The 25,375-nt window shown below is 61.2% G+C and carries 28 protein-coding genes; 15 read left to right on the forward strand and 13 right to left on the reverse strand.

The window, feature by feature from the left end; translation table 11 throughout:
- Positions 1–2: 2 nt before the first annotated feature.
- The 5 genes from GOX88_RS13915 to GOX88_RS13935 all read right to left on the reverse strand — a co-directional run bounded on the left by GOX88_RS13915 (position 3) and on the right by GOX88_RS13935 (position 4,093).
- Positions 3–1,457: an efflux RND transporter periplasmic adaptor subunit gene (locus tag GOX88_RS13915; RefSeq protein WP_170402868.1), complete on the reverse strand. Its 1,455-nt coding sequence runs from the start codon at positions 1,455–1,457 to the stop codon at positions 3–5.
- A gap of 106 nt (positions 1,458–1,563) precedes the next feature.
- Positions 1,564–2,106: a molybdenum cofactor biosynthesis protein B gene (gene moaB, locus GOX88_RS13920; protein WP_170402870.1), complete on the reverse strand. Its 543-nt coding sequence runs from the start codon at positions 2,104–2,106 to the stop codon at positions 1,564–1,566.
- A 6-nt stretch (positions 2,107–2,112) separates the two neighbouring features.
- Complete coding sequence (locus GOX88_RS13925) at positions 2,113–2,733, reverse strand: LysE family translocator (protein WP_170402872.1); 621 nt, start codon at positions 2,731–2,733, stop codon at positions 2,113–2,115.
- Positions 2,730–3,329 carry a metallophosphoesterase family protein gene (locus tag GOX88_RS13930; protein ID WP_170403115.1) on the reverse strand — a complete coding sequence of 200 codons (600 nt, stop codon included), beginning with the start codon at positions 3,327–3,329 and terminating at the stop codon, positions 2,730–2,732. Before GOX88_RS13930 ends, GOX88_RS13925 begins: the two co-directional genes overlap by 4 nt.
- Positions 3,329–4,093: a uracil-DNA glycosylase gene (locus GOX88_RS13935; protein WP_170403118.1), complete on the reverse strand. Its 765-nt coding sequence runs from the start codon at positions 4,091–4,093 to the stop codon at positions 3,329–3,331. Before GOX88_RS13935 ends, GOX88_RS13930 begins: the two co-directional genes overlap by 1 nt.
- A 46-nt stretch (positions 4,094–4,139) precedes the next feature.
- Here GOX88_RS13935 and GOX88_RS13940 point away from each other — a divergent pair, with 46 nt between their 5' ends.
- The 9 genes from GOX88_RS13940 (at position 4,140) to GOX88_RS13980 (ending at position 10,311) form a co-directional block, all read left to right on the forward strand.
- Positions 4,140–4,808: a scavenger receptor class F, member 2 gene (locus GOX88_RS13940; RefSeq protein WP_254436230.1), complete on the forward strand. Its 669-nt coding sequence runs from the start codon at positions 4,140–4,142 to the stop codon at positions 4,806–4,808.
- A 59-nt stretch (positions 4,809–4,867) separates the two neighbouring features.
- A complete protein-coding gene (locus tag GOX88_RS13945; RefSeq protein WP_170327245.1) occupies positions 4,868–5,803 on the forward strand; it encodes an aspartate carbamoyltransferase catalytic subunit in 936 nt (311 codons plus the stop codon).
- Positions 5,800–6,318, forward strand: coding sequence for a hypothetical protein (locus GOX88_RS13950; RefSeq protein WP_170402876.1), 519 nt, complete (start codon positions 5,800–5,802; stop codon positions 6,316–6,318). Before GOX88_RS13945 ends, GOX88_RS13950 begins: the two co-directional genes overlap by 4 nt.
- The gene (locus GOX88_RS13955) at positions 6,303–6,689 is read left to right on the forward strand and encodes a hypothetical protein (protein WP_170402878.1); all 387 of its coding nucleotides are present in this window, start codon (positions 6,303–6,305) and stop codon (positions 6,687–6,689) included. Before GOX88_RS13950 ends, GOX88_RS13955 begins: the two co-directional genes overlap by 16 nt.
- Positions 6,686–7,966 carry a dihydroorotase gene (pyrC, locus tag GOX88_RS13960; RefSeq protein WP_170402880.1) on the forward strand — a complete coding sequence of 427 codons (1,281 nt, stop codon included), beginning with the start codon at positions 6,686–6,688 and terminating at the stop codon, positions 7,964–7,966. The genes GOX88_RS13955 and pyrC overlap by 4 nt, the downstream gene beginning before the upstream one ends.
- Positions 7,966–8,571 (forward strand): glycerol-3-phosphate 1-O-acyltransferase PlsY, encoded by a 606-nt coding sequence (gene plsY, locus GOX88_RS13965; protein WP_170402883.1) that lies wholly within the window; start codon positions 7,966–7,968, stop codon positions 8,569–8,571. The genes pyrC and plsY overlap by 1 nt, the downstream gene beginning before the upstream one ends.
- Positions 8,568–8,837, forward strand: a complete 270-nt coding sequence (locus tag GOX88_RS13970) for a hypothetical protein (RefSeq protein ID WP_170402886.1) — start codon at positions 8,568–8,570, stop codon at positions 8,835–8,837. Before plsY ends, GOX88_RS13970 begins: the two co-directional genes overlap by 4 nt.
- A gap of 195 nt (positions 8,838–9,032) precedes the next feature.
- The gene (locus tag GOX88_RS13975) at positions 9,033–9,506 is read left to right on the forward strand and encodes a YHS domain-containing (seleno)protein (protein ID WP_170402889.1); all 474 of its coding nucleotides are present in this window, start codon (positions 9,033–9,035) and stop codon (positions 9,504–9,506) included.
- Between the two features lie 271 nt (positions 9,507–9,777).
- Positions 9,778–10,311 carry an outer membrane protein gene (locus GOX88_RS13980; RefSeq protein ID WP_170402892.1) on the forward strand — a complete coding sequence of 178 codons (534 nt, stop codon included), beginning with the start codon at positions 9,778–9,780 and terminating at the stop codon, positions 10,309–10,311.
- Between the two features lie 54 nt (positions 10,312–10,365).
- On the opposite strand, the gene GOX88_RS13985 is transcribed toward GOX88_RS13980, so the two are convergent.
- A complete protein-coding gene (locus GOX88_RS13985; RefSeq protein WP_170402895.1) occupies positions 10,366–11,349 on the reverse strand; it encodes a quinone oxidoreductase family protein in 984 nt (327 codons plus the stop codon).
- Positions 11,350–11,541: 192 nt separating this feature from the next.
- Here GOX88_RS13985 and GOX88_RS13990 point away from each other — a divergent pair, with 192 nt between their 5' ends.
- Positions 11,542–12,399 (forward strand): DUF2189 domain-containing protein, encoded by an 858-nt coding sequence (locus GOX88_RS13990; protein ID WP_170402898.1) that lies wholly within the window; start codon positions 11,542–11,544, stop codon positions 12,397–12,399.
- 34 nt (positions 12,400–12,433) lie between these two features.
- Here GOX88_RS13990 and GOX88_RS13995 read toward each other — a convergent pair whose 3' ends face one another.
- Positions 12,434–13,420 carry an NAD(P)H-quinone oxidoreductase gene (locus tag GOX88_RS13995; protein ID WP_170402901.1) on the reverse strand — a complete coding sequence of 329 codons (987 nt, stop codon included), beginning with the start codon at positions 13,418–13,420 and terminating at the stop codon, positions 12,434–12,436.
- A gap of 56 nt (positions 13,421–13,476) precedes the next feature.
- Positions 13,477–14,169 (reverse strand): COQ9 family protein, encoded by a 693-nt coding sequence (locus tag GOX88_RS14000; RefSeq protein ID WP_170402904.1) that lies wholly within the window; start codon positions 14,167–14,169, stop codon positions 13,477–13,479.
- A gap of 111 nt (positions 14,170–14,280) precedes the next feature.
- Here GOX88_RS14000 and rpsU point away from each other — a divergent pair, with 111 nt between their 5' ends.
- From rpsU to GOX88_RS14015, 3 genes are all read left to right on the forward strand, one after another.
- On the forward strand, positions 14,281–14,487 hold the full coding sequence (gene rpsU, locus GOX88_RS14005) for a 30S ribosomal protein S21 (protein WP_005614280.1): 207 nt from the start codon (positions 14,281–14,283) through the stop codon (positions 14,485–14,487).
- Positions 14,488–14,788: 301 nt separating this feature from the next.
- On the forward strand, positions 14,789–15,967 hold the full coding sequence (locus GOX88_RS14010) for a CAP domain-containing protein (RefSeq protein WP_170402908.1): 1,179 nt from the start codon (positions 14,789–14,791) through the stop codon (positions 15,965–15,967).
- 202 nt (positions 15,968–16,169) lie between these two features.
- Positions 16,170–17,360 carry a CAP domain-containing protein gene (locus GOX88_RS14015; RefSeq protein WP_170402911.1) on the forward strand — a complete coding sequence of 397 codons (1,191 nt, stop codon included), beginning with the start codon at positions 16,170–16,172 and terminating at the stop codon, positions 17,358–17,360.
- A gap of 56 nt (positions 17,361–17,416) precedes the next feature.
- Here the strand turns inward: GOX88_RS14015 and ppk2 are convergent, their stop codons facing one another.
- Positions 17,417–18,334, reverse strand: a complete 918-nt coding sequence (gene ppk2 / locus GOX88_RS14020) for a polyphosphate kinase 2 (protein WP_254436232.1) — start codon at positions 18,332–18,334, stop codon at positions 17,417–17,419.
- A 283-nt stretch (positions 18,335–18,617) separates the two neighbouring features.
- Between ppk2 and GOX88_RS23765 the strand changes: the two genes are divergently transcribed.
- The gene (locus tag GOX88_RS23765; RefSeq protein ID WP_170402917.1) at positions 18,618–19,457 is read left to right on the forward strand and encodes a CPBP family intramembrane glutamic endopeptidase; all 840 of its coding nucleotides are present in this window, start codon (positions 18,618–18,620) and stop codon (positions 19,455–19,457) included.
- Positions 19,458–19,460: 3 nt separating this feature from the next.
- Here the strand turns inward: GOX88_RS23765 and GOX88_RS14030 are convergent, their stop codons facing one another.
- Positions 19,461–19,919 (reverse strand): Lrp/AsnC family transcriptional regulator, encoded by a 459-nt coding sequence (locus GOX88_RS14030; RefSeq protein WP_170327260.1) that lies wholly within the window; start codon positions 19,917–19,919, stop codon positions 19,461–19,463.
- Between the two features lie 138 nt (positions 19,920–20,057).
- Here GOX88_RS14030 and ald point away from each other — a divergent pair, with 138 nt between their 5' ends.
- Entirely contained in the window at positions 20,058–21,173 is a 1,116-nt protein-coding gene (ald, locus tag GOX88_RS14035; RefSeq protein ID WP_170402920.1) for an alanine dehydrogenase, read from the forward strand.
- Positions 21,174–21,365: 192 nt separating this feature from the next.
- Here the strand turns inward: ald and GOX88_RS14040 are convergent, their stop codons facing one another.
- From GOX88_RS14040 to pheT, 3 genes are all read right to left on the reverse strand, one after another.
- Positions 21,366–22,172: a mechanosensitive ion channel family protein gene (locus tag GOX88_RS14040; protein WP_170402923.1), complete on the reverse strand. Its 807-nt coding sequence runs from the start codon at positions 22,170–22,172 to the stop codon at positions 21,366–21,368.
- Positions 22,173–22,348: 176 nt separating this feature from the next.
- A complete protein-coding gene (locus tag GOX88_RS14045; protein ID WP_170402925.1) occupies positions 22,349–22,798 on the reverse strand; it encodes a YtoQ family protein in 450 nt (149 codons plus the stop codon).
- 104 nt (positions 22,799–22,902) lie between these two features.
- Entirely contained in the window at positions 22,903–25,299 is a 2,397-nt protein-coding gene (gene pheT / locus GOX88_RS14050) for a phenylalanine--tRNA ligase subunit beta (protein ID WP_170402928.1), read from the reverse strand.
- Between the last annotated feature and the right edge of the window lie 76 nt (positions 25,300–25,375).

Below are 25,375 nucleotides of genomic sequence, written 5' to 3' on the forward strand. Positions count from 1 at the left end.
GCCTAGCCCCCTGCCCGGTTCTCGATGCTGCGCACCAGAGAGGCGGGAACCTTGGGCGCGCTGAGCTGGCTCAGGGCGCTGGCCTTGGCCTCATTAGACATCTGTTCGCTGGCCTCGACCTGAGCGACCAGTTGGGCGCGTTGTTCGTCGGACAGTTCAACCATGCCCGGATCGGCCCCAGCATTGGCCTCATCCCGCAACGGGCGCACCCGGACCCCGCCGCCCAGCAGCGGCGTGCGGCCGATCACTACCTCGCGTCCAACCAGACCCTGCCCGCGCAGCAGCACCTCGTCGCCCTGACGGCGGATCAACTGCACCGGCAGCGCCTCGAGCCGGTCATCGGCGCCCAGCACCAGCACCGTGCCCGCCGCGTCCAGTACCGATGAGGGCAGACGCACCACGTTGTCCAGCGGCTGTTCTTCAACAGTTACGGTGACAAAATCGCCGGGTTTGAATCCCGGCGCGTCCTCCAGCCTTGCATAGATCAGCCGTCCGGTCTGTCCTTCGCCCGCGGAACCGCTGTCGCGGCTGATGCGGCCTTGGGCCATCAGATCGGTGCCCGTGACCTCAAGGGATGCGGTGACCGGCGCGTTGATCAGGTCACCCTCGGCATCCAGCAGACGCACGTATTGCGCAGTCGAGACCCGAAAGGCCACCTCAAGCGCGGTAGGATCAACCAATTCGGCCAGCTTTTCATTGGCCGACACCAGTCGCCCTTCGACCAAGGTCACATCCGTCAACGTACCGGCAAACCGCGCACGAACGGTCATGTCATCCAGATCACGTTCGGCGGCCTCAAGCGCGATGCGGGCGCGGGCCAGCAAGGTGGTCGCCTGATCGACCCGCGATTCCGCTTGCGCCAGAGCAATGCGACGCGCCAGCACCGATTGTTGCGCCGCCGCCTCGGCCAGTTCCGCCTCTTCCACGGCGGCAGGGGTTCCGACCCCGCGACCCTGTAAGTCTTTCTGCCGTTGCAAGGCACGCCCGCGCAGGGCCGCCTGTGCCTCGGCCGAGTTCAACTCGTCCTGCGCCAACAGCAGCGACCGTTCGGCGTCGCGTTCTTCGAATTGCGCGTCCAGCAAGTCGGATTTGGCCCGATCCAGCGCCGATTGCGCGTCCGCCGGGTCCAGTTCCACCAGAACCTCGCCTGCGGTGACAACACCGCCATCCTCGAAATCCTCTGCCAGAAAGACCACACGCCCGCCCAGCGCCGCGCGCAATTCCAGACGGCGGCGGCTTTGAACCTCGCCAAAGGCCTCAAGATACGGGGTGACGGTTTCAAGTTCTGCCGGACGCACGCTGACAGCAAAGATGCGTTCGCGCGCCTCGGGCGGTGTGTTCTCGCGCGTCAGCGCATCCTGCACCGCGCCAGTGATCATCTGAATCGCGACAAACAGCAAGGCCAGCGTCAGAAACGCCAGAAAGACACCAACAAGGCTTTGCCTCAGAAATCGCATCAATCTTTCACCCCGGTCGCTTCAGGCTGCCATGCGCAGATGGTAGCCGGGCACAGAAAAATGCCAAGCCACAAAGCGGTTACGAACAGTTATACGTGCAACCAGTCTACTTCCGTCGCAGATGTTCGTCCAATCGGGGCATTATTTCCACGAAATTGCAGGGGCGGTGACGGTAATCGAACTGTTTTTCCAGAATTCCGTCCCAGGCGTCCTTGCAGGCGCCGGGACTCCCGGGCAGGGCGAACAGATAGGTGCCACCCGCCACGCCGCCGGTGGCGCGGGACTGCACCGCCGAAGTGCCGATCTTTTCCATAGAAATAATGGTGAAAACGGTGCCGAACGCCTCGATTTCCTTTTCATAGACGTCGCGATGCGCCTCAACTGATACGTCGCGGCCCGTCAGGCCGGTGCCCCCGGTCGAGATCACCACGTCAATCTCGGGATCACCGACCCACAGCCGCAACTGGGCTGCGATCTCGCCCCGTTCATCCCGGATGATCTTGCGATCGGCCACCGAATGGCCTGCGCGCTCGATCCGGTCGACCAGCGTCTGACCCGAGCGGTCCTCGTCCAGCGACCGTGTGTCCGAGACGGTCAGAACGGCAATCCGAACCGGAATGAACTCTTTGCTTTCATCAATGCGTGACATTTGGCGTCAGGCCCTTTCCATGATGGCAAGCCGGACGGCAAGGGCGGTGAAAATCCCCCCTGTCACCCAGCCCATGATACGAGAGGCGCGCGGGTTCGAAATCAGAACCTTACCTGCGCCGCCGGCAAAAACACCCACTAGCCCGTTCACCACAAACCCGCCCAGCGCAATGATCACGCCAAGGATCAGGAATTGCGGCAGGATCGAGCCGGTGGCGGGGTTCACAAATTGCGGGATGAAGGCAAGCACGAACAAGATGACCTTGGGGTTGGTCAGGTTCACCACCATTCCGTCACGAAACGCATGGCTTGTGGGTTTCGCGGGCGCATCGGCAGACACCGCTCCGTTCCGTATGGCACCCCACGCCAGATACAGCAGGTAGGCCACGCCCATCCAGCGGATGACATCAAACAGCCACGGCAGGCTGTTGACCGCGGCACCCAGCCCAAGCCCCGCCAGCAGCACGTGCACCATCAACCCCAGCGAGATGCCCGCGCTGGCCACCAACGCCGGTCGGGCACCGGACCGCAGCCCCTGACCAAAGCAGAACATCATGTCGGCGCCGGGGGCGAAATTCAGCGCCAGGGCTGCCGGAATGAACGCCAGCAGAGTGACCGTTTCTATCATAAGGTGACCTCGAACCAATTTACGCGGGGTCCCAGATTGGCGATCTGCGTGCGGCCGATTGTGCCGCGATAACCCCAGCTGTCATGGATATGACCGCACAGCGCGTATTGCGGCTGCAGCCGCTCCACCGCATCACGCACGGCGACCGAGCCGACCGCTTCGCCCATCGACGTGACATCGCCATACCCCTTGGGCGGAGAATGCGCGATCAGAATGTCGGTGCCGTCGCAGCGGTCCAGCAACTCGGCGGCCTCAGCATCGGTAAGGTCGCAGGACCAGTCGCCAAACGGCGTGAGTGGCACGCCGTAGCCCAGACCGAACAGGCGGAGCCCGTCCAAGGTCATGCCGGTGCCGTGCAGCACATGGCCGCCCTCGGGCGCGGCGTCTGCCAATTCCTGTGCGCTTTCCGCATTGCCGGGCACCATGACAAACGGCGCAGATATGCCGGCCAGCATCGCCATCGCCTCTTCCAGCCCTTGCCGCATGTTGCAGAAATCTCCGGCCCCGATCACCAGATCAGCCTCGGCGCTGGCGGCTACGACCTCGGCCGCGCGGTTGCGGGCCATATGCAGGTCGGAAAAGGCCAGAACGCGCATCATTTCCCCTCCAGCTTGGCCCTGAGCTCCAGCAGATCCGCCCAGGCCTGGCGCTTCATCTGCGGCTGGCGCAGCAGATAGGCGGGATGGAACATCGGGATGACCGGCAGGTCCAGCGCCTGATCCCATTGCCCGCGCAGCCTTGTGATCCCGCGTTTGCCCAGCACCGCCTGACAACTGATATTGCCCATGATCACCAGAACTTCGGGCTTGGCGAGCGCCACGTGGCGTTCGAGGAACGGCTTCATCATCCCGATCTCTTCGGGTTTGGGGTCGCGGTTCTGCGGTGGCCGCCACGGCAGGACATTGGTGATGTAGACGTTTTGCGTACGATCCAGATCAATCGCCGCCAGCATCCGGTCCAGCAATTGCCCGGCGCGTCCCACGAACGGCTTACCCTCGCGGTCCTCTTCGCGGCCCGGAGCCTCGCCGATGATCATCACCCGCGCGCCCGGCGTACCGTCGGCAAACACCAACTGCCGCGCGCCGCGTTTCAGCTCGCAATGATCGAACCCGTCCATCGCGGTCCGCAATTGGTCCAGCGACCCGGCGCTTTTGGCGGCGGCCTTTGCGACCGCGGCGGGGTCCACCTTTTTCGGCTTTTCAGGCGCGGCCTGTACCGCAGCGGGTTTCTTGGCCTTGGGCGCGGTATCGGGCAGCGCATAGCGGTCGACCGGCGCATCGCCGATCGCGTCCGTTGCGCCCAGTTCGATCTGCCAGTCCAGCAGCGCCCGCGCGGTATGATAGTCCAAAGCCGATTCCATACCCCTCAATCTAACCAGCTTTTGATCGAGGGAAAGCGAATAGGCCTTGATCGGACCGTTCATCGCACCGACCATTGCGGTGTTCATGTTGGTTCTGTTGCGATTCCTTTTGATTTCCCTGCTGCTGATCCCGCTCAGCGGCCCATCCTTTGCGCAACTGTTCGACCGCAATGGCCAATGCCGCCCCGGTCAGTTCCAATGCGGCACCCGCTGCTGTTCCGGCGGACAAAGATGCAGCTTTGACGGCCACTGCATCCCGCTGGGTGGCACCTATTGCGGCGGCGGGCGCACCTGCGGACCGTTTGAACGCTGCGTGGCGGGGGGCACCCGCTGCGCGCCCGCGGGGGCCAACAAATGCTATTCGCGGCTGGATTGCCCCGGAGGCACCTTCTGCAACGCGCGCGGCGAATGCGAACGGACCTCACCCGAATTTGACCCGAATACCGCCATCGAAGGCCTGCCCTCGCTATGCGACGACGGCCAGTCCTGCGCGGCGGGCACATCCTGTCTGCCGGGCGGCGGATGCTCGCGCCCCGGCTGGTTTTTGTGCGAAGAAACCGACTCGCAATGCCGCCCCGGATTCAAATGTTCCGAACATCAGGGCTGCGTGCCGGTCAAGGCGGTCGATTGCGGCTATGGAAAGTGGTGCAAACCCGGCGAGCAGTGTTTGCCCGAAGGCGGGTGCGAGAAACTGCCCGAAGGTTCCGATCCTTAGGTTGCCCTCGCGCGCGCGGCTTCCTATAAGCGGCTCGATTGTCAGACAGGAGCCCGCCCATGCGTTTCGCCCATCGTCACCTTCTTGGCATCGAGCATCTGTCGCAGTCCGATATTACCGCCATCCTCGACCTGGCCGAGAAATATGTCGACATGAACCGCCAGTCGACCAAGCATTCCGACGTGCTGTCGGGGCTGACGCAGATCAACATGTTCTTTGAGAACTCGACCCGCACGCAGGCCAGTTTCGAACTGGCAGGCAAGCGGCTGGGTGCGGATGTGATGAACATGGCGATGCAGGCCAGCTCGATCAAAAAGGGCGAGACGCTGATCGACACCGCGATGACGCTGAACGCGATGCATCCCGATCTGCTGGTGGTGCGGCATCCGCATTCCGGCGCGGTCGATCTGTTGGCGCAGAAGGTGAACTGTGCTGTGCTGAACGCAGGCGACGGGCGGCACGAACACCCGACCCAGGCCTTGCTGGACGCGCTGACCATCCGACGCGCCAAGGGGCGTCTGCACCGTCTGAACATCGCTATTTGCGGAGATGTCGCCCATTCCCGCGTGGCACGGTCGAACCTGATCCTGCTGGGCAAGATGGAAAACCGTATCCGCCTGATCGGCCCGCCGACGCTGGTACCTGGCCAGTTCGCCGACTTCGGCGCCGAGATTTACGACGACATGAACGAAGGTCTGAAGGACGTCGACGTTGTGATGATGCTGCGGCTTCAGAAGGAGCGGATGGACGGCGGCTTTATCCCCTCGGAACGCGAATACTATCACCGCTACGGGCTGGACGCCGCCAAGCTGGCACTGGCCAAGCCTGACGCCATCGTCATGCACCCCGGTCCGATGAACCGCGGGGTCGAGATCGACGGCACGCTGGCCGATGACATCAACCGGTCCGTCATTCAGGAACAGGTTGAGATGGGCGTTGCCGTCCGCATGGCCGCGATGGAGCTGCTGGCCCGCAACCTGCGAGACGCCGCATGAGCGATCTGACAGTCGCCCCCCATGAACGCGGCGTGATCCGCCTTTTCACGCTGGATATGCGCCCGGAAGAGGCGAAGTTCCTGCGCGAACCGGGCGCTGCCGATCAAGCTCTGGGGGTGGCGGGGCTTGACCCGGACCAGATCGATGTTTTTCCGGTCTCTGACCTCGAAGATCTTGGGCTCTTTGGCTATCTGAACGAGGGCTGCGGCGTCGCGGCCGATCAACTGGATCGAGCCGCGCTGGAGACCATCGAAGGCTGGGTCATGGTCGTGCGCAGCGCCGCCTTTGGCGACCGCGCAGCGACGCTGACACCGGACCCGAGGGTGCATCTGGCCGGTCTTTATACTGAAGAGGCCACCAACTGGACCGGCGGTCCGATCGAAACCGAAAGCGCCAAGCCGTTCTCGGCGCCGAAAACCGCGCCGCAGGATGAGCGACCCCGCCGCATCGGCTCGGCCATTCTGGCGCTGGTGATCCTGCTGGCTATCGGAGGTGCCCTGTGGCTGATCCTGTGACCTTCTCGCCCGACAAAGGCGCTTATATCCGCACCAACGCATGGCTGGCCGCCTTTGCGATGGCGGGCGCGATGATCATCCTCTGGCTGATCGGCAATCCCTATCCCTGGACCGGCGCGCCGGCGGGCCTTGCAGCCATCGGCATTCGCGCGTGGTACCTGGCCTCCGAAGAGCTGGTCGCCACGTGGGAGATGTCCGACACCACCCTCACCGGCCCCGGTCCGCGCAAGGTGGCGCTGAACCAGATACAGGCGGTCAACACCATTGGCAGCTTTGTCCAGGTCGTCACCAAGGGCGGCGACAAGCACCTGATCAAATACCAGGCGGACCCGGCCGCCACCAAAGCCGCAATCGAAAGGGCCATGGCATGAGCAACCTGATCTTCACCAACGCCCGCCTGATCGACCCGGAATCCGGCACGGACAGCATGGGCTGGCTGCACGTGACCGAAGGCCGGATTGCCGCGCGCGGTGAAGGCGACGCCCCAACCCTGGACGCGCAGGTCGTTGATTGCGGCGGGCATTGTCTGGCCCCCGGGATCGTCGATATCGGCGTCAAGGTTTGCGAACCGGGCGAACGCCACAAGGAAAGCTACAAATCCGCCGGCCTGGCCGCCGCTGCCGGAGGGGTGACCACCATCGTCACCCGCCCCGATACGCTGCCTGCCGTCGACACGCCTGAAACGCTGGAATTTGCCACCCGGCGCGCGCAGGCGGATGCGCCTGTGAACGTGCTGCCCATGGCCGCCCTGACCAAAAACCGCGAAGGGCGCGAAATGACCGAGATCGGCTTTCTGCAGGATGCCGGTGCCGTTGCATTCACCGATTGCGATCACGTCATCGCCAATACCAAGGTGTTTTCCCGCGCCCTGACCTATGCGCGGTCCTGCGGCGCTCTGGTCATTGCGCACCCGCAGGAACCGGGCCTGAGCAATGGTGCGGCGGCCACCAGCGGCAAGTTCGCCGCCCTGCGGGGTTTGCCTGCTGTGTCACCGATGGCAGAACGCATGGGACTGGACCGCGACATCGCACTTTTGGAAATGACCGGGGCGGCATATCACGCCGACCAGATCACCACTGCCCGCGCCCTGCCTGCGCTGGAGCGCGCCAAGCGCAACGGTCTGGACATCACCGCCGGAACCTCGATCCACCATCTGACCCTGAACGAGCTGGACGTGGCCGACTATCGCACTTTCTTCAAGGTCAAACCGCCGCTGCGGTCCGAGGACGACCGACAAGCGGTGATCGACGCGGTGCGGTCCGGCCTGATCGACATCATCAGCTCGATGCACACGCCGCAGGACGAGGAAAGCAAGCGCCTGCCGTTTGAAGAGGCGGCCTCGGGCGCGGTGGCGCTGGAAACGCTGCTGCCTGCGGCGCTGCGGCTGTATCACGCGGATCAGCTGGACCTGCCCACCCTGTTCCGCGCCATGGCGCTGAACCCGGCCAAACGGCTGGGGTTGGACTCGGGCCGTCTGGCCGAGGGCGCGCCCGCCGATCTGGTGCTATTCGACCCGGATGTGCCCTTTGTGCTGGACCGGTTTTCATTAAAATCAAAATCGCAGAACACCCCGTTTGACGGCCAGCGGATGCAGGGTAAGGTCACCGCAACTTATGTAGCAGGCCAAGAAGTTTACCGGAGATCCTGATGCCCCTACTCGACAGCACGATGACCCAGCTGATCCTCTGGGCCGCGATTGGGTATCTGATGGGATCGGTCCCGTTCGGTATGATCATTGCCAAGGTCATGGGGCTGGGCAATCTGCGCAATATCGGATCGGGCAATATCGGGGCGACCAATGTCTTGCGCACCGGCAACAAGGCCGCCGCCGCGCTGACGCTGGTTTTTGATGCCGCCAAGGGGGCGGTCGCCGTTCTGCTGGCCCGCGCACTGGCCGGTGAGGACGCCGCCCAGATCGCCGCCCTGACCGCGCTTCTGGGCCATTGCTTCCCGGTTTGGCTGGGCTTCAGGGGCGGCAAGGGTGTCGCCACCTTTCTGGGCCTGTGGTTGGCATTGGACTGGCGCGTGGGCGTGGCCTGCTGCCTGAGCTGGCTGGTCGCCGCCGCGATCTGGCGAATTTCCTCGCTGGGCGCGTTGGTCGCAGCGGCAACATCGACCCTCTGGGTGTTGCTGCTGACAGATGGTTCGACCTTTTTCCTGGGCATCATCCTGACCTTGCTGGTCTATTGGCGCCACAGCGCGAACCTGGCGCGGATCAGGGCCGGGACCGAACCCAAAATCGGCCAGTCTTGATCGCCCCGGACGCGTTTCTGTCTGCATTTTTCGCCATCCCTCTCGGCTCGTCCACCGGGCAAAGCCAAGGCAGGCGGTATATCGTCTGCCGAACGGCACTGGCTGGCGGTAAATCCCATAAGCTGGTGGCGCATCAATTGGGCGGCGGCGATTACATCAGCCTGAACCTCTACCTGACCGACAGCAGTGGCGCGCTACTGCGCCCGTGCGAGATGTTAGCGGACAAAGTCATCGCCTTCGTGGTTGCATTCGAACCCGACGCCTGAGGCTGAAATGCGCGAATTTGAACAGCGCCCCTTCGCCGCCGCACATTCACAATTGATTGTTTTGAACGTGATGGCGCGATTGCCCACTTCGGTTGCGTGACGGCCAATTACCGGTCGCACGGACAATAATCCCTAGGGTCGTCCAGGTGTAATTTCAGCGCCGCCGGGCCGCCCGTTTCACGAAAGGTGAAAACAATGAACAAGATCAAATCCATCATTGGCGGCGTTGCGCTGTCCGTTGCAATCGCAAGCTCGGCCCTGGCTGCAGGTGTTGAACTGAACGCAAGCTCGACCGGTCTGGCGCTGCAGGGTTACGACCCGGTTGCCTATTTCACCGAAGGTGAGCCGACCAAGGGCGACTACCGTATCACCGCGCTGCACAATGACGCGCTGTATCGCTTTGCCACTGAGGAAAACAAAGTCGCGTTCGAAGAAAATCCCGAAGCCTACCTGCCTGCCTACGGTGGCTATTGCGCTTTTGGTGCCGCGATGGGCTTCAAGTTCGACGGCGACCCGACCTACTGGAAAATCGTCGACAACAAACTGTACCTGAACCTGTCGCAGGACATTCAGGAACGCTGGGAAGGCGACATCCCCGGCTTTATCGAGCAGGCCAGCACCAACTGGGAAACCATTGCCGACAAAACTCCGGCAGAACTGCAGCAATAACCCGCTGACAGATTCAGTCAGATCGGCGGCGGATCACTCTGCCGCCGATTGTCATTTGAAACAGCCATTTTCGGGACCTACATTTAAAGGAAAGGACGTGCCCGGATTTAACGGGCCGGTGCTGCCACGGATTACGGATATGGCGCATCTTTTTTGGGTCGGAATGTTCGAACAAACTGTGATCCGGTCGTGAGACCGGGCCGTAGTGATCAATACAGACAAACAGGCAGCGCGGATTTGCTGCAGGCCATTTCCGATGAAAGGATAAAACATGAAAGGTACGTTTCTTCTCGTCTCAACGATCGCGGCCTTGTCCGCAAGTGCAGCAGCGGCGCAGTCCTCGGGCAACTGGACCGGCTTCTACGGTGGTTTGCAGTTCGGTTACGCCGATATCGACACCAATATTTCGGGCGTGGAAGGCGACGGTGCAATCGGCGGTATCATCCTGGGCTACGACTACGACCTGAGCGATTGGGTTGTCGGCCTTGGTTTTGACTATGACTGGGCCAGCATCGGGTTGGCTCCTGGCGTCAAGGTCGAGGATGTCTGGCGCGTCAAGGCGCGCGCGGGCTACAAGGTGACTTCTACCGGATTGCTGTACGGTGTCGGCGGCTTTGCCGAAGCCGGGACCGACAATCTTGGCAGCGAGGACGGCTGGTTCATCGGGGCAGGCTACGAACAGATCGTCGCTCCGAACATCAGCGTTGCCGGCGAGATCCTCTATCACGAATTCAGCAATTTCGATCGTACCGGCATCGACGTGGACGCAACCACCCTTCAGGTGCGCGCAGCCTACCGGTTCTGATCGGACGAAAGGTCAGTTTTGGACCCGGCCCCCGTCGGCCGGGTTTTTTGTTTGTCAGGGTTCCAGAATCGTGCTGCCGGTGGTTTGCCGGGCCTCAAGTGCGCGGTGGGCGTCGGCGACCTGTTCCAGCGGAAAACGCTGATCGATATGGAGTTTGACCTCTCCGCCCTCGACCTTTCCGAACAGACGCCGGGCCATCGCCTGACAGACCGCGTGTTCGGATATATGGGTGAACAGAGTTGGCCGGGTGATCTTGAGCGAACCCTTCTTGGCCAGAATCCCGATATCCATCAGCGGCACCGGCCCCGACGCGTTGCCAAATGAGATCATCATTCCCAACGGCTTCAGACTGTCCAGCGATCCGTTGAACGTATCCGCACCGATCGAGTCCATCACCACATCCACGCCCTTGCCGTCGGTAATTTCGGCCACGCGTTCGGCAAAGTTCTCGGTGCGGTAATTGATACAATGAGCGGCGCCGTTGAACTGCGCCAGGCTGCATTTTTCATCCGTGCCAGCGGTGCCGATCAGGGTGATCCCCTCGGACTTGGCCCATTGGCAGGCGATCAGACCCACGCCCCCGGCCGCCGCGTGAAACAGAACGGTATCGCCGCGTTTCAGCGGCGTGGTGCGGTGAAACAGGTATTCCACCGTCATCCCCTTGAGCATCATCGCCGCCGCCGCATCAAAGGATATCCCGTCGGGCAAAGGACAGACCTGCGCCGCAGGCATCACCCGTGCATCGGAATAGGCCCCCGAGGGCGCGGCGGCATAGGCTGCGCGCTGGCCGGGTTCCAGATGGGTCACACCTTCGCCGACCGCCTCGATCACGCCGGCGGCCTCCATGCCCAAAGCGTGCGGCAGATCCATCGGGTACAGCCCCGTGCGCTGGTAGACATCGATGAAATTCAACCCGCAGGCGTGGTGACGGATGCGCACCTCTCCGGGTCCGGGATCGCCCACGGGGCGGTCTTCGATCTTCAGAACTTCGGGGCCGCCGTGTTCGTGAATGACGACGGTTCTTGCCGTTTGCTGCATTCTGACCTCCTGTTACCTGAACCCAAGCTAACACGCCTGAAAATAAGGGCAATCGGCACGATTCCGCGCCACGCAACCGCAACGCGAAAAAATGTGTTATACTGGCGCTCAGGCGTTGCCGGCTGGTCCGGCCAAGGGCAACCGATGCCGGAATCACCCTGCTGCGCAGATTCGCAAAGGGAGGGGATGACGATGGCCAAAACGATTGGAAATCCGATCAGCTGGGCGGCCCAGCACATCGGGGCGACCGGCGATCATATTGCAGAAAGCGTGAACCGTATCGGCAGCGCGGATACGAGGCATTTGCCAAAGGTTCAGACTTTGACGATGCAGGACCTGCGCGCCTGTCTGCGGGCCGGTTACAATGATTTTCTGGAAACACGGGCAGATGCCATATTCATCGTGCTGATCTACCCCATCGCGGGATTGCTGATGTTCGGGTTCGGACTGAACCGCAACTTGGTGCCGCTGCTGGCACCGCTGATTCTGGGGTTTGCCCTGATTGGCCCGGTCGCCGCGGTTGGCCTGTATGAAATCAGCCGCAAACGCGAACAGGGGGGCGAGGTCCATTGGCTGGACGCATTCGGCGTATTCCAGTCGCCATCTTTCGGCGCAATCCTGATGCTGGGCTTTTACCTGGTCATGTGGTTGCTGATCTGGCTGATGGTCGCGCAGAGCATCTATGTCCACACGCTGGGCCCCGAACTGCCCACATCCATCGGCGCCTTTGTCACGCAGGTCTTCACCACCGGCGCGGGCTGGACGATGATCATCTTCGGCAACGCGGTCGGGTTCCTGTTTGCATTGGTCGCGCTGGCGATCAGCGTGGTCAGCTTTCCGCTGCTGCTGGATCGCAAGGTGGGGCTGCCGGTGGCGGTCGTGACCTCGGTCCGGGTGCTGCGCCACAATCCCGGAGTGATTCTGGCATGGGGGTTCATCGTCGCTGCCCTGTTGGTCCTTGGCGCGATCCCGATGATGTTGGGGCTGATCGTGGTGATGCCGGTTCTGGGCCACGCCACATGGCATCTGTATCGCCGCGCGGTGGCCTGACGGACAGCGCGCGGGACAGGCCCGCGCGCCCCGGTTAACCCGCGACTTTCAGGACGATCTTGCCGATATGGCCCGAACTTTCCATCCGCGCGTGCGCCGCTGAGGCCTCTGCCAGATCGAACTCGCTGTCCATGACGGGGGCAACCTTCCCGGCCTCCAGCAACGGCCAGACCGCCTCGCGCAGTTCCTGAGCGATCTTCGCCTTGGCCAGATCGCTTTGCGGACGCAGGGTGCTGCCGGTCAGGGTCAGGCGTTTGACCATCATCAGGGCAAAGTTCAATTCAACCTTCGGCCCCTGCAAAAAGGCGATCTGCACCAGACGGCCATCCTCGGCCAGCGTTTTCACGTTCCGAGGGATATAATCGCCGCCCACCATATCGAGGATCAGGTTCGCGCCGCCTTCAGCCCGCATGACCCCGACGAAATCTTCATCGCGGTAATTGATTGCCCGCTCGGCACCCAACTTGACGCAGGCCTCGCATTTCTCATCCGATCCGGCAGTGGCAAAGACACGGGCTCCAAACGCATGGGCCAGTTGGATCGCCGTTGTACCGATCCCGCTGGACCCGCCATGCACCAGAAACCGCTCACCAGCCTTCAACCCGCCACGCATGAAGACGTTGGACCAGACGGTGAAGAAGGTCTCGGGCAGACAGGCAGCCTCTTTCATTCCCATTCCCGTCGGAACCGGCAAGCAATGCGCGGCAGGTGTGGCCACGTATTCGGCATACCCGCCACCGGGCAGCAGCGCGCAAACCTGATCGCCGACCGAAAGCCCCTCGCCCCCTGAACCCACGGCAACCACTTCGCCCGACGCTTCAAGCCCCGGCAAATCACTGGCACCCGGAGGCGGATCATAGGCCCCGGCCCGTTGCAACGCATCCGGGCGATTCACCCCTGCATAAGCAACTTTGAGGATCACCTGGCCGTTTTGCGGCTCGGGGACCGGGCGTTCGGTCAGTTGCAGAACATCCGGGCCGCCGGGCTGCGAAATTTCTACGGCGCGCATCGTCTGGGTCATGGGCAAATCCTCCTTTGCCCAATGCCTAGCAGGCAAATTCCGGAAGGCCCAGATGCTTACTTGCGCGGGTTCAGCATCCCGGGCAGATCAGCGCGCATTTTCATCGGTGGCTTCACCTGGCTGGCGAACCAGTTCGGCACCGCAAGGAACGGCTTGAACAACGGATTGTCGTTCACCTGCGCCTTGAGTTTTTCGAATTGCATGACGTTGTCGATGCGGCGATCCAGAAATTCCCACGTTTTCTCATGATCCGGAGAATCATCGCCCAGCCAGAACAACAGGGTCGAGGAGTATACCCCCGACAAGGTCGCGCGCTTGGTGTACCAGTTCACATCGTCCGAGGTATCGCCCAGCGTGTCCCAGATCAGGTCGCAGGTCTGCCACAGCGCCTTGGCCCCGTCCGCCGCATGGGTTGGCAGGGAAAACAGCGTCATCCCCCGTCGCACCAGTTCCTTGTCGGGCACAGCCTCAAGCCGGAACCGGACGCCGGCGGCCACACGGTCGCGGAACTTCATCTCGCTCAGGTCCGTGGATTTCAGGCGTTCCACCATGGCCGCATCGCCCCGCGCGTGAAAGGCCAGCGCCAAATCGACCGCCCCACGCGGGCAGATCGCCCGCGCCAGACCCTCATCCATATCGCAATCGGTGATCGCGGCACGAAAGCTGGCCTCGGACCAGCCATCGAACGGCACATGGATCAGGACCGCGTCCAAAAGCTGTTGTTTTGCATCTTCATAGGTAAGGGTCATGGCAGTTCTCCGGTTCTCGGGGCCAGTACTAGACAAGATACATCGGCTTTGCTATACGGCCAACTCCTGCAATTTCCTTGCAACTCTATCTAGAAAGGTGGTGACAACCACATGCAGGTTAGTGTTCGCGACAATAACGTCGATCAGGCGCTTCGTGCCCTGAAGAAAAAGCTGCAGCGCGAAGGCGTGTTCCGTGAAATGAAGCTGAAGCAACATTTCGAGAAACCGTCCGAGAAAAAAGCGCGCGAGAAAGCTGAAGCGATCCGCCGTGCCCGTAAACTGGCACGCAAGAAAGCCCAGCGCGAAGGTCTGCTCTAAGAGCTGCCTGAGTCTCGTCCAGCTTTGGATGACACTATTTGACGACCCCCGAGGCCCCGCCCGGGGGTTTGTCGTTTCTGGCACCGGTTGTATTTCGCCGAATCGTTCACCGCACTAAGCAACAAGCTGCCAAATCCGGTTCAGCAACATTTTGCCCGGCATTTTGCAGCGCAGCGAATCTCGTACTGGTAGCACGCCCCTGCCGGATTTCGCCTGAATCCCCGCCTCCTCTGTCCGACCGTTCGGTGCCCCCTGTAACTGGCCCCGTCTGCACAGACGACCACTCAAACCGGAGGCAACCATGTCGACTGCAAGTACATTCGAGCAAGAAATGCTGGCGCTGATCAACGAAGAGCGCACATCCCGCGGGCTGAACCCGCTGAAATTGGAAACCCGCCTGAATGACTCGGCCGAGGATCACAGCACCTGGATGCTGGACACCGATACCTTCAGCCACACCGGATCGAACGGCTCCAGCGCGACCGAGCGGATGCGGGACGCCGGGTTCGACTTTTCCGGCAGCTGGCGGTCGGGTGAAAACATCGCCTGGCAATCGGAACGCGGCGCGCCGGGCATCAGCGATGATGTCGAGCAGCTGCACCAGAGCCTGATGAACAGCCCGGGCCACCGTGCCAATATCCTGAACCCCGATTACGAATACATCGGCATCGGTATCGAAGAAGGCGACTACAACGGTTGGGACGCCGTCATGGTGACCCAGAACTTTGCCACCACCGATGGGACGGTTGTACTGGACAACGGCGCCGCGCCGATGCCTCCGGTAGAAGAGCCTGTTGCCGAAGACCCCGTGGTGGAAGAACCCGACACCGACGTCACCGAGACCGAGGAACCGGCGGACGAAACGCCCGATACCGACGTTACCGAGACCGAGGAACCGGTGGACGAAACGCCCGATACCGACGTCACCGAGACCGAGGAACCGGCGGACGAAACGCCCGATACCGACGTCACCGAGACCGAAGAGCCGGTGGACGAAACGCCCGATACCGACGTCACCGAGACCGAAGAGCCGGTGGACGAAACACCCGATACCGACGTCACCGAGACCGAGGAACCGGCGGACGAAACGCCCGATACCGACGTCACCGAGACCGAAGAGCCGGTGGACGAAACGCCCGATACCGACGTCACCGAGACCGAGGAACCGGTGGACGAAACACCCGACACCGACGTCACCGAGACCGAAGAACCGGCAGACGATAGTTTTGACGTCGAGGCGTTTCTTGCGGCGATTGAAGAGTTCGTGAATGACCTGCTGGTTCTGATTGACGACTTCCGGCTGAACGAATTCCCGGCAACCGATACCGTTGAGGTCGAGGATGACTTCATGCTGACCTGGGACATGGACGACGACGCCCCAACCGAAACCGAGATCACATCGGACATGGGCACGGAGATGCAGGACGATTTCGTCAACTTCTTCTCCATCGACACTGTCTGCATGGTGGACTTCGCCTAAGCGTACAGACAAACAGCGGGGCACCTCGGCGGTGCCCCGCCTATATGCGCAGGGTATTCTGCGCGATTTCTTGCACAAAACGGGCAAAATCGGCGGTGACAATTCGCTCAGCGGGCCGGGCTGTCCGGTTTGCGGCCTTATCTCGCCCAAGTCTCGCCATTAATGTCCCGCCAAAATAACGCGATCCACTGGAGGCAGAATCATGGCAATCGCTAGCGATCTAGAACGGCAAATGCTTGCGTTGATCAACCAGGAACGGACAAGCCGGGGGCTTCAACCCCTGCAGCTTGAACAGAGGCTGAACGACTCAGCCGAAGACCACAGCGAATGGATGCTGCAGACGAACACGTTCAGCCACACCGGTCAGGGTGGCTCCAGCGCAACCGAGCGGATGAGAGATGCGGGCTTCGATTTCTCAGGCAGCTGGGCATCGGGTGAGAACATCGCCTGGCAATCCGAACGCGGAGCAAGCGGCGCCAGCGACGACGTCGTGCAGCTGCATCAAAGCCTGATGAACAGCCCCGGCCACCGTGCCAATATCCTTAACCCCGACTTCCGGTATATCGGGCTGGGCATCGAAGAAGGCAACTTCAACGGTTGGGACGCCGTGATCGTGACGCAGAACTTTGCCGCCACCAATGGTACGGTTGTGCTGGACAACGGCGGCTCGGCACCTGCACCTGCGCCTGCACCCGCGCCTGAACCTGTAGAACCGGGACCTGAATATGTGAACGCAGGCACCGTCGGCGATAATGGGGATAACTGGTTCGCACTGAACCTCGACCAGGCGGGCTCGTTGGAAGGACGCGGTGGTAACGACACGCTGACCGGCGCAAACGGCGGTGATTTCCTTCACGGCGGCACGGGCAATGACACCTTGATCGGCTATGGCGGCGATGACGCCCTGATCGGCGGTCAGGGAACGGACCTTCTGAGAGGTGCGGACGGAAACGACTTTATCCAGGGCAGCCGGGGCAACGACAAGCTGCATGGCGGTAACGGCAACGACCTGATGTTGGGCGGCACCGAAAACGACTGGCTGCAATCCGGCAACGGCAATGACGTCTTGCGGGGCGAACGTGGCGAGGATGACCTTTTTGGCGGAGCGGGTAGTGACATTCTGTACGGCGGCCGCGACGACGACAACCTGACCGGCGGGTCCGGTTCAGACCTGTTCGTCCTCACCTCAGGGAAGGACACCGTTTTGGACTTCTCCAGCGACGACTACATCGGCCTCAGTGGCACGGCCTCGATCACGGGGTACAGCGACCTGATGAACAATCACATTTCGCAGTCCGGCAGCGATGTGGTGATCGACGACGGCAACGGCAACAGCCTGATTCTGGCGAATACGCAGGTGTCGGACCTGTCGCAGGACTATTTCGTGTTCTGATGTTTCAGACATTCCAAACTGAAAACGCCCCCGATTTCGGGGGCGTTTTTTTGTGATCAGTAGATCTTGGGCACGTGCAGTTCGTCCGGCAAAACGCGGCGTTCGTATTCCGGGTTGTACCTGCGATCCGGCAAATTGACCTTCTCCTGCGGCACATCGGTGTAGGGGATCTTGGTCAGCAGATGCTCGATACAGTTCAGGCGTTCGCGTTTCTTGTCGTTGCCTTCGACAATGTACCACGGCGCCTCGGCAATGTTGGTGCGGAACAACATGTCTTCTTTGGCCTTGGTGTAGGCCTCCCAGCGGATACGCGATTCCAGATCCATCGGCGACAGCTTCCACTGTTTCATCGGATCGTGAATGCGCATGAGGAATCGCAACTGCTGTTCCTCGTCAGTGATCGAGAACCAGTATTTCAACAGGATGATCCCGGACCGCACCAGCATCCGTTCAAATTCCGGAACGTCTTGAAAGAACTGTTCGACCTGGTCTTCGCTGGCAAAGCCCATCACCCGCTCGACCCCGGCGCGGTTGTACCATGAGCGGTCGAACAGAACGATTTCGCCCGCCGCAGGCAGGTGCGGAACGTAGCGCTGGAAATACCACTGGCTTTGTTCACGACGGCTGGGCGCAGGCAGAGCAACCACACGGGCCACCCGTGGGTTCAGGCGCTGGGTGATGCGCTTGATCACCCCCCCTTTGCCCGCACTGTCGCGGCCTTCGAACAGGATACAGACCTTGGCCCCGGTGTGTTGCACCCAATCCTGAACTCTGATCAGTTCAGCCTGCAATCGCAGCAGGTTTCGAAAATAGACTTTGCGATCCAGCATGTTCGGATGCTGATCTTTATAGATCTTGCGGACTTCCATCGAGAGCATAGGCTCGCTGAACTCAATCTCGAAATCTTCGTCCAGCGTGTCTTCCAACTCGGCTTCCAGCCAGTCTTTGGGGGCATCATTGTTTTCGTAAGCCAAGGTCATATCCTTATCGTCTATCGGGTCCGGACCGTACAGGGCGCGTGTAACCGCCTGATGTCATCAGAGAAATTGATGAAACCCTCGCCAATCATGCGCTGCGGACGCTGATACATGCAACGCAGGCGGGCGTTCGGCCTTTCCCTATTTGAACGCGCAAGCGGTGGGATACAAGCGTCAGAATTGACGCATTGCCAACGGGTTGGTGTAAAGCTGCCGTTTCCACCCTTGCCACGGACCACAATCCAACGGCAAAAATGGCCCGTCAAAGCATGAGACCACCGTGGCGCATTTTCTGTCCCTTCTGCCCGCTATTTGGCCCTGGTTCATCCTGATTGCCGCGCAAACGGGCGCGGTGTCAGGTCGACGGGGGCTGGGCCTGACCTTGCTGGCCATGCTCGGATGCATCGCTCTGGCACTTGGACTGGTCACGCCGCTGGCGGTGGGAATTGCAAGCCTTGGATTGCTGGGGGCTGCAGGGTTGCGACACATGTCCGGGCCTGTGGCTCTGGCGGGTCATCTGGCGCTGATCCTGTGGTGTCTTGCTTTGGGGGCGCATCTGGTTCCCGGGTTTCACAACCTGCTGGTGCTGGATCAGGTGCAGGCCGGGGCGGACAGCACCGTCTTCACCATGTATCTGAATCTGGACAAACCGCTGGTTCTGTTCGCGGTTCTGCTGGCCTGGCCCGGCATGATCCAAGGTGCAAAGCCGACAAAAGCCGCGCCACTGGTGGTCGGCCTGTTGCTGCTGCCCGCGCTGTTCCTGCTGGGGCTTGCCATAGGCGCGGTCCGGCCCGAGATCGGCCTGCCCCCGTGGTGGTTGGTTTTTGCGTTATCAAACCTGTTTTTAACCTGCCTGACCGAAGAGGCGTTCTTCCGCGGTTATCTGCAATCGATCATAACCTCAAAATCCGGGGCCACCTTCGGGATCGCAGCGGCCAGCCTGTTATTCGGTCTGGCACATGCGGGTGGAGGCCCGGCGCTGGTGGTGTTCGCGTCGGTCCTCGGGGCGGCCTGCGGGTTAGGCTACTTTGCGACCGGGCGACTTTGGGTCCCGGTTCTGATGCATTTCGGTTTCAACGCCTTGCATCTGGCCCTGTTCACCTATCCCGGCCCGGTCTGAACATCACACCGGCAAGGCAGTGGTCTTGAACACCGTGCGCAACGCGAATGAGCTTTGCATCTGAGCCACCCCCGGCAAGCGTGACAGGTACTGGCGATGGATGCGGGCAAAATCCTCGGTGTTTTCGGCGACGACCTTCAGGATGTAATCCGCCGTGCCTGCCATCAGATGACATTCCAGCACGTCGGGAATACGGGCCACGGCCTTTTCGAACGCGTCCAAAAGTTCTTCGGCTTGCCCCTGCAACGTGATCTCGACAAACACCGTCGTCGGCACATTCATCTTGCGCGCGTCCAGCAGCGCCACATAGTTGCGGATATACCCGTCAGCCTCCAGCCGTTGCACCCGCCGGTGGCAGGCGGATGGAGACAGATTCACCTGCTCGGACAGTTCGGCGTTCGACATGCGGCCGTCTCGCTGAAGGGCCGCCAAAATCTTTCTATCCGTCGTATCTACGCTCATCGACGCAATTCCTTTGCACAGATTTGGCAATCTAGCGGAAATTCTCCCAAAGAAAAGCCAATTCGCGGGCAGAGTTTCACAGAAATTGCGCACCGGAATGCCCATTATTTAAGCAGTTTATGAATGGAGGAGCAAAAAATGAAAATCGGTTGCCCCAAGGAAATCAAACCCCAGGAATTCCGCGTCGGCATGACACCCAATGCCGCGCAAGAGGCCGTTGCACGCGGCCATGAGGTCCTGATCGAAACCAATGCCGGGATCGGCTCGGGCTTTGACAATGACGCCTATATCGCCGCAGGCGCGCGGATCATCGACACAGCCGAAGAGGTGTTCGCCACCGCCGACATGATCGTCAAGGTCAAGGAACCGCAAGCGGTCGAGCGCAAGATGCTGCGCGAAGGTCAGCTGCTGTTTACCTATCTGCACCTGGCACCGGACCCGGATCAGACCCACGATCTGCTGGAGTCGGGCTGCACCGCGATTGCCTATGAAACCGTGACCGATGCAAATGGCGGCCTGCCCCTGCTGGCGCCGATGTCCGAGGTTGCCGGTCGTCTGGCACCTCAGGTCGGCTCGTGGACTCTGCAAAAGGCAAATGGCGGCCGCGGCGTTCTGATGGGTGGTGTTCCTGGTGTGGGCCCAGCCAAGGTAATCGTGATCGGCGGTGGTGTTGTTGGTACGCATGCAGCCAAGATTGCCGCCGGCATGGGCGCAGATGTCACTGTTCTGGATCGCTCGCTGCCGCGGCTGCGGTATCTGGATGATGTCTTTGGCGACACATTCAACAACCAGTACTCGACCGCTGGCGCCACCGCTGAACTGATCCAAACCGCCGATATGGTGATCGGTGCGGTTCTGATCCCCGGCGCAGCTGCCCCCAAGCTGATCAGCCGCGAGCAACTGTCGACCATGAAGCCCGGTGCGGTTCTGGTAGACGTGGCGATCGACCAAGGCGGCTGCTTTGAGACGTCAAAAGCCACCACCCACGCGGACCCGATCTATGACGTGGACGGCATCATGCATTATTGCGTGGCCAACATGCCGGGCGCGGTTGCGCGCACCTCGACCATCGCACTGGGGAACGCGACGATGCCGTTCATGCTGTCGCTGGCAAGCAAGGGCTGGAAACAGGCCTGCAAGGACGATGCTCACCTGCTGGCAGGTCTGAACGTCCACGCCGGTAAGCTGACCTACGAAGCCGTAGGCACCGCCCTCAACATCGACGTTGTCGATCCGACAACACTGCTGAACTAGGAGAACTCCCACCTCTAAATGCGTCCTTTTCCAAAGGGCGCTTTACAGGGTGGAGCATAGCGCCGCGCTGATCGCGCGGCGCTGTTGATTCTGACCCAACGGTCTCAAAAACGAAACAGCGCCGCGCGATCAGCGCGGCGCCGGGCCCAACCGGAGGAGGGCATTTCAATGCCCGATCGACGGGCGGGAGGCTTACGCCTCTTTGTGGATCTCCACCGAATGCGGATACGGGATCGACACGCCTTTGGCGTCGAACGCCTCTTTCACCGCCTTGGTGATTTCGAACTTCACGTCCCAATAATCCGCTGCAGCACACCACAGGCGCGCCGTCAGATCGACCGAACTGTCGCCCAGGTTGGTCACGCGCACCCAAGGCTCTGGATCGCTGTGAATCCGCCCGTCCGCCTTGGCGACGTCCAGAATGATCTTCATCGCCTCGTCTGCGCTGTCGCCATAATCGATGCCAAACACCAGATCGACACGCCGCGTGTCATGGGCCGAGTAGTTGGTGATGATCGAACCCCAGCTTTGACCATTGGGCACGATGATCTGCACATTGTCCGGTGTCACCAGTTCGGTGGTAAACAGGTTCAGGTCCTTCACCGTCCCCGCTGTGCCACCGATATCGACGTACTGGCCCAGCTTGTAGGGACGGAACACCACCAGCATAACCCCGGCAGCCAGATCGCTGAGCGTCCCTTGCAGCGCCAGACCGATCGCCAGCGATGCGGCACCCAGAATGGCGACGATACTGGTGGCCTCGATCCCGAAAATCCCCAGAACAGCGACCAGAACCATCGCAAGGATGGCCCATTTGACCAGGCTGGCCATGAAATTGCCCAGCGTCGGATCAATATGCGGCGTCGCGTTGATCCGACGGCGCACCATCCCGCCAATAGCCCCGGCCACGATCCAGCCCAGGATCAGCACAACCAGCGCTTTAACCGCATTTATTATAAGCGGCGCATACGCGTTCACCTGTGTTACGACCTCATCCACGCGACTTTCCTTTCCACAACTAAGAAACCCGCGTCTTTCGCGCGGGATTTGCCGAAGTTTTAGCGAAAACCGGGCCTTGGTCTAGGTGTCAGTTTCCCCGGTTTTCCCCGTTGAGCGGCAAGGCCATAATGATCGCCCGCTCGCGCGGACTGACTATCGCCCAGGTTGTTCCGCGCCTAACCGGGCAGCTTCCCGGTCAGCACATAGCGCAGCACCTCAACCACCTGGCTCGGCTGCTCGGCGACTGCAAGTGCTGCGGCGTCGACCTCTTTCAGCGCGTGCTGGTGGTCCGGGCCGTGAAGCACGATCAGAGACTTGCCAAGCGCCGCCGCATAACCCGCATCGAAAGCAGCGTTCCACTGCTTGTACTTCTCACCAAACCGGACAACGACCACATCCGCATCGGCAATGCCCTTGCGGGTGCGGATCGCATTGACCATCGCGCCCTTGTGGTCGTGCCAATACTTGTTCGGCTCCGCCCCCAGAATGGCCACGCCGCAATCATCGCTGGCGTCGTGATCGGTGACGGGGCTGTTGAAGGTGATATCCAGCCCCTGCGCGCCGTCGATAATCTGTTCGCGCCAGTCGGTGTGAATTTCGCCAGAGAGGTAAACGTTCAGGCCCATGACAATCTCCGCTTTTGTTCCCAAGCCTACTTATGACGCAATCCGGGAAAGCCCAACGAAAAACGCGCCCGAAGGCGCGTTGATTTCTTTCCTGAACCAGAGCGTCAGCCGCGCAGAACGCCGCCGGTGGCCTTGGTGACCTTGGCGATGATCTTTTCGGCCACCGCTTCGATATCTTTTTCCTTCAACGTCGTGTCCGTCGGTTGCAGACGCACGGTGATGGCCAGAGATTTCTTGCCCTCTCCCAGACTTCCACCGATGAACTCATCAAAAACGCGAACGTCTTCGATCAACGCCTTGTCGGCACCCGCTGCGGCGTTCACCAGCGTCAGTGCCTCGACACTCTCATCGACGACAAAGGCAAAATCACGCTCGACCGCTTGCAGATCGCGCAGTTCAAGCGCGGCGCGGGTGGCGCCGGATTTACGGGGCAGAGGTACCTCGTCCGGCCAGATGGTAAACGCCATTGCCGGGCCCTTGATGTCCATCGCCTGCAGGATACGCGGGTGCAGTTCGCCGAACACGCCCAGCACCTTTTTCGGCCCCAGACAAATCTTGCCATGACGGCCCGGGTGCCACCAGGCATCCCCGTCGCGCAGGATCTGAACCTTGGCGGGCGCACCGATGGCAGCCAGCACAGCCTCGGCATCGGCCTTGGCGTCAAACACATCAACCGAGCGCGAGGCCCCGTGCACATCCTTGGGACCATTGCGACCGACCAACAGGCCGGAGATCTGGGTTTTCTGATCGCCGGGCTCGCCATCATGGAATACCGGACCGACCTCGAACAGGGCCACATCCGCGTAACCGCGTGCCTGGTTGCGGGCGGCGGCCTGCAGCAGACCGGGCAACAGATCGGGGCGCATGTGGCTCATCTCGGATGAGATCGGGTTTTCCAGCTGAGTTGCCGCATCCCCACCACCGAACAACGCCGCCGAGGCTTGGTCGATGAAGGTATAGGACACGCATTCGTTATACCCCAGCGCCGCGCAGGTACGGCGCGCCATGGACTGACGACGCTGCGTCGGGGTCATCACCGGTTTCGGGATACCCTCGGAAATCCGCGGCAGCGGCTTGCCCTGCAGCTTGGTCAGGGATGCAATCCGGGCGACCTCTTCCACCAGATCGGCCTCACCCATGACATCCGGGCGCCAGCTGGGCACGTGGGCCATCTCACCCTCCAGACGGAAACCCAGTCGGGTCAGGGTCTGGCGCTGTTCGCTTTCGGGAATGTCCATGCCGACCAGAGACTGCACACGCTCGGCATCCAGCTTATAGGCGCGCGCGTGGTTCGGGGCTTTGCCCGCCTCCACCACTTTCGACACCTCGCCACCGCAGATATCCAGGATCATCTGCGTCGCCTGCTCCAGCCCTTCCAGAGTGTATTCAGGGTCCACACCGCGTTCGAACCGATAGCGCGCATCCGAGTTGATTTTCAGCGCACGGCCGGTCAGCGCGATCTGCACATGATCCCAGAACGCGCTTTCGAGGAACACGTTCACCGTTTCCTCGGTACAGCCGGTTTCCTCACCGCCCATGATACCGGCGATGGATTCCGGGCCCTTGTCGTCCGAGATCACCATCATGCCGGGTTGCAGGGTGTATTCTTTCTCATCCAGCGCCACCAGCGTCTCGCCGCCCTTGGCGCGGTGAACGCGCAGGTTGCCCTGCACTTTGTCCGCATCAAATACGTGCAGCGGGCGGTTCTGGTCGAAGGTCATGTAGTTGGTGATATCCACCAGCGCCGAGATCGGACGCAGACCGATTGCCTTCAGCTGATCCTGCAACCATTGCGGGCTGGGGCCGTTCTTGACGCCCTTGATCAGACGACCGGTGAAATGCGGCGCACCGTCCAGTGTGTCCTCGTCGATGGTCACCTTGATCGGGCTTTCGAAATCGCCCGGCACCGGCACGTAGTCACGCTCTTTCAACGTGCCAACGCCCCGCGCAGCCAGATCGCGCGCGATGCCCGCCACACCCAGCGCATCAGGACGGTTCGGGGTGATCGCAATCTCGATCATCGGGTCGACCTTGGACGGTTCATTCTCGGCCAGCCAGTCGATGAACTTGTCACCTACCTCGCCCGAGGGCAGCTCGATGATGCCGTCATGTTCGTCCGACAGCTCCAGCTCACGCTCAGACGCCATCATGCCAAAGCTCTCAACGCCACGGATCTTGCCGACGCTGATGGTCAGGTCCAGACCGGGGATATACATGCCTGGTTTGCAAACCACGACGGTGATGCCCTCACGCGCGTTCGGCGCACCGCAGATGATCTGCAGCTCACCCTCATTGGTGTCCACCTTGCAGACACGCAGCTTGTCGGCGTCGGGGTGTTTCTCGGCATGTTTCACATAGCCCAGCGTAAAATCCGCCAGCCGGTCCGCCGGGTTCACGATCTCTTCGACCTCAAGCCCGAGATCGGTCAGCGCCTCGGCGATCTCATCAACCGAAGCGTCAGTGTCGAGGTGGTCTTTCAGCCAGGACAGAGTGAATTTCATTGCACGGGGCCTTTTTTGGCAGATATCCAGTCGGCACAGGCAATGGCAAAGATTGCGCCGGGGTGCAAGCGCTGCG

Origin of the sequence: Ruegeria arenilitoris (assembly GCF_013030985.1) — a bacterium.
Lineage (GTDB): Bacteria > Pseudomonadota > Alphaproteobacteria > Rhodobacterales > Rhodobacteraceae > Ruegeria > Ruegeria arenilitoris_B.

Coding starts and splice junctions, on each gene's coding strand:
- GOX88_RS13985 (WP_170402895.1), bottom strand. CDS start 11,349: ATGCAGCAAACGGCAAGAACCGTCGTCATTCACGAACACGGCGGCCCC.
- GOX88_RS14010 (WP_170402908.1), top strand. CDS start 14,789: ATGTCGACTGCAAGTACATTCGAGCAAGAAATGCTGGCGCTGATCAAC.
- GOX88_RS13980 (WP_170402892.1), top strand. CDS start 9,778: ATGAAAGGTACGTTTCTTCTCGTCTCAACGATCGCGGCCTTGTCCGCA.
- GOX88_RS13935 (WP_170403118.1), bottom strand. CDS start 4,093: ATGGAATCGGCTTTGGACTATCATACCGCGCGGGCGCTGCTGGACTGG.
- GOX88_RS14045 (WP_170402925.1), bottom strand. CDS start 22,798: ATGGGCCTGAACGTTTACCTCTCTGGCGAAATTCACACCGACTGGCGC.
- GOX88_RS13930 (WP_170403115.1), bottom strand. CDS start 3,329: ATGCGCGTTCTGGCCTTTTCCGACCTGCATATGGCCCGCAACCGCGCG.
- GOX88_RS13925 (WP_170402872.1), bottom strand. CDS start 2,733: ATGATAGAAACGGTCACTCTGCTGGCGTTCATTCCGGCAGCCCTGGCG.
- GOX88_RS13975 (WP_170402889.1), top strand. CDS start 9,033: ATGAACAAGATCAAATCCATCATTGGCGGCGTTGCGCTGTCCGTTGCA.
- GOX88_RS14015 (WP_170402911.1), top strand. CDS start 16,170: ATGGCAATCGCTAGCGATCTAGAACGGCAAATGCTTGCGTTGATCAAC.
- moaB (WP_170402870.1), bottom strand. CDS start 2,106: ATGTCACGCATTGATGAAAGCAAAGAGTTCATTCCGGTTCGGATTGCC.
- GOX88_RS14000 (WP_170402904.1), bottom strand. CDS start 14,169: ATGACCCTTACCTATGAAGATGCAAAACAACAGCTTTTGGACGCGGTC.
- GOX88_RS14030 (WP_170327260.1), bottom strand. CDS start 19,919: ATGAGCGTAGATACGACGGATAGAAAGATTTTGGCGGCCCTTCAGCGA.
- GOX88_RS13915 (WP_170402868.1), bottom strand. CDS start 1,457: ATGCGATTTCTGAGGCAAAGCCTTGTTGGTGTCTTTCTGGCGTTTCTG.
- pheT (WP_170402928.1), bottom strand. CDS start 25,299: ATGAAATTCACTCTGTCCTGGCTGAAAGACCACCTCGACACTGACGCT.
- GOX88_RS13945 (WP_170327245.1), top strand. CDS start 4,868: ATGCGTTTCGCCCATCGTCACCTTCTTGGCATCGAGCATCTGTCGCAG.
- ald (WP_170402920.1), top strand. CDS start 20,058: ATGAAAATCGGTTGCCCCAAGGAAATCAAACCCCAGGAATTCCGCGTC.
- plsY (WP_170402883.1), top strand. CDS start 7,966: ATGCCCCTACTCGACAGCACGATGACCCAGCTGATCCTCTGGGCCGCG.
- GOX88_RS13995 (WP_170402901.1), bottom strand. CDS start 13,420: ATGACCCAGACGATGCGCGCCGTAGAAATTTCGCAGCCCGGCGGCCCG.
- pyrC (WP_170402880.1), top strand. CDS start 6,686: ATGAGCAACCTGATCTTCACCAACGCCCGCCTGATCGACCCGGAATCC.
- rpsU (WP_005614280.1), top strand. CDS start 14,281: ATGCAGGTTAGTGTTCGCGACAATAACGTCGATCAGGCGCTTCGTGCC.
- GOX88_RS13950 (WP_170402876.1), top strand. CDS start 5,800: ATGAGCGATCTGACAGTCGCCCCCCATGAACGCGGCGTGATCCGCCTT.
- GOX88_RS13990 (WP_170402898.1), top strand. CDS start 11,542: ATGGCCAAAACGATTGGAAATCCGATCAGCTGGGCGGCCCAGCACATC.